The following is a 1,889-nucleotide window of genomic DNA, read 5'->3' on the forward strand; positions in this document are numbered from 1 at the left end:
TACTCCAGCTGTAGATCGTGATCTTCATGTCTGCGTTGCGGCTTGTCGCCGGTAGTGGCTGGTCTGGGATCGGGCCTGATGGCGACGTCGCCAGTTGGACCAGGCGAGACGGTGGGCGGTGTTGTGGACGGACTGGAGGACGATGGCGATGAACAGTCGCTGTACTTCGTTGCAGGACAGCGGGGTCAGGTCGGCGGGGTCGGCGGCCCGGTCGTGTTCGTCGGCCCGGACGACGGCGAGGAAGGCATGGGCGAGCATCGCCAGAGTGACCCAGCGGGTCCAGGACACGAATCGTCGGACCTGATGCTCATCAAGTCCGGCCAGACCCTTTCCGGCCTGGAAGGTCTCCTCCACCCGCCACCTTGATCCGGCGACCCTGACCAGGGTGGTCAGCGGCACGGCCCCGGGCGAATAGCAGCGGTAGTAGGCGAGTTCGCCGGTGGCACGGTTGCGGCGGATCAGCAACTGACGGTGCCCGGGGCCGGGGTCGACGGTGTCGATGACGGCCCAGTCGTAAAACCGGTGCCCCTTCGCGCCGGCCCCGGCGGACAGCTTCTGCCAGGCCCGCCTGGGCAGCTTGCCGGCCAGGGCGTCGGCCCTGAACTTGCCTGCCTGGGTGGTGATTCCGGCTGAGCAGGCGACGGCGAGGACGTAGCCCATGCCGCGTGTTTCCAGTGCGGCCCGCAGTTTCGGGTTGCCGCCGTAGACCTCGTCCCCGGCCGCCCAGGCGGCGTGGTGCCCGGTGTCCAGGAACCGTTCGATCATCACGGCGGCCAGTTCCGGCTTGGTCGCGAAGGCCCGTTCCTCTGGGATGCCCGCGGCCTGGCAGCGGTCGGGATCGGTGGTCCACGCGCACGGAACGTACAGCTCTCGGTCCACCGCGGCGTGCCCGCGGCTGCCGGCGTAGACGAGGTAGACGGCGACCTGGGAGTTCTCGATCCGGCCCGCGGTGCCGGTGTACTGCCGCTGGACCCCGACGGTGTGCGTGCCCTTCTTCACGTCGCCGGTCTCGTCGACGACCAGCACCGCCGCGTCATCACGCAGATGCTCGACCACGTAGTCACGGACGTCATCACGGACCGTGTCCGCATCCCAGGACGCCCGGGACAGCAAGTGCTGCAAACCGTGCGGAGTGGGATCCCCGGCCCACTCCGCGATCGTCCAGCAGTTCTTGCGCGGCAGGTCCGCCAGCAGACCGAGCACCAGCCACCCGGCCCGGCGCCGGGGTTCAACCCGTGCGAAGCGGCCCGCGATCCTGCCCATCAGGGCCTCGAACGCACCCCGCCAACGGGTGGGATCTATGCTGTGACCTGCGGCCACCGTCTCACGATGATCAACGGTGGCCGCACCTGTGTCCGCACAGGCCCTGACCAGCGAGATCACTGTCCATGTGCCTGCTTGCTAGACTCGACTCAGGGGGCATCTCAAGGACGGAGATGACTCCATGCCCGCCATCCTCTTCGTCCGGATCACATCCGGACTCGATGCGCAGGAGTTCGAGCGGCGCCTGCTGGAGCGGCGGCCCCGCTTCCATGACGTACCCGGTCTCCTGCAGAAGGTCTACGGCCGCGACAGCGCAACCGGCGACGTGTGCGGCATCTACTTCTTCGAGAGCCGCGAGGCGCTCGACGCGTTCCGGGAGACCGAGCTCGCCCGCACAATCCCTGCCGCGTACGAAGCGGTAGAGGTCCGCCGCGAGGTGTACGAGGTGCTCTATTCGCTGCGCCCCGACCGGGGGCCCTTCGCCGAGTCCGGCCATCCGGCGGACACGACGGCGTGACCCGCCGACGACTGGCGCGACCGCACCAGACCGAGCCAGCCCGTGCCGGCCACTACCAGCGCCAAGCAGCCCAACAACGCAAAGATCACGATCTACAGCTGGAGTACTA

Annotated in this window: 2 protein-coding genes; one reads left to right on the forward strand and one right to left on the reverse strand. The window is 68.3% G+C overall.

Going from position 1 to position 1,889, the window contains the following annotated elements:
* Positions 1–24: 24 nt before the first annotated feature.
* On the reverse strand, positions 25–1,263 hold the full coding sequence (locus tag ACWFQ8_RS33485; protein WP_453790035.1) for an IS701 family transposase: 1,239 nt from the start codon (positions 1,261–1,263) through the stop codon (positions 25–27).
* Between the two features lie 181 nt (positions 1,264–1,444).
* On the opposite strand from ACWFQ8_RS33485, the gene ACWFQ8_RS33490 reads away from it, so the two are divergent.
* Complete coding sequence (locus ACWFQ8_RS33490; protein ID WP_249764215.1) at positions 1,445–1,780, forward strand: YdhR family protein; 336 nt, start codon at positions 1,445–1,447, stop codon at positions 1,778–1,780.
* Positions 1,781–1,889: the final 109 nt, after the last annotated feature.

This window comes from Streptomyces sp. NPDC055254 (genome assembly GCF_053606025.1).

Excerpts from the sequence above, each read along its gene's own strand:
- ACWFQ8_RS33485 (WP_453790035.1), bottom strand. The coding sequence starts at position 1,263 with ATGGGCAGGATCGCGGGCCGCTTCGCACGGGTTGAACCCCGGCGCCGG.
- ACWFQ8_RS33490 (WP_249764215.1), top strand. The coding sequence starts at position 1,445 with ATGCCCGCCATCCTCTTCGTCCGGATCACATCCGGACTCGATGCGCAG.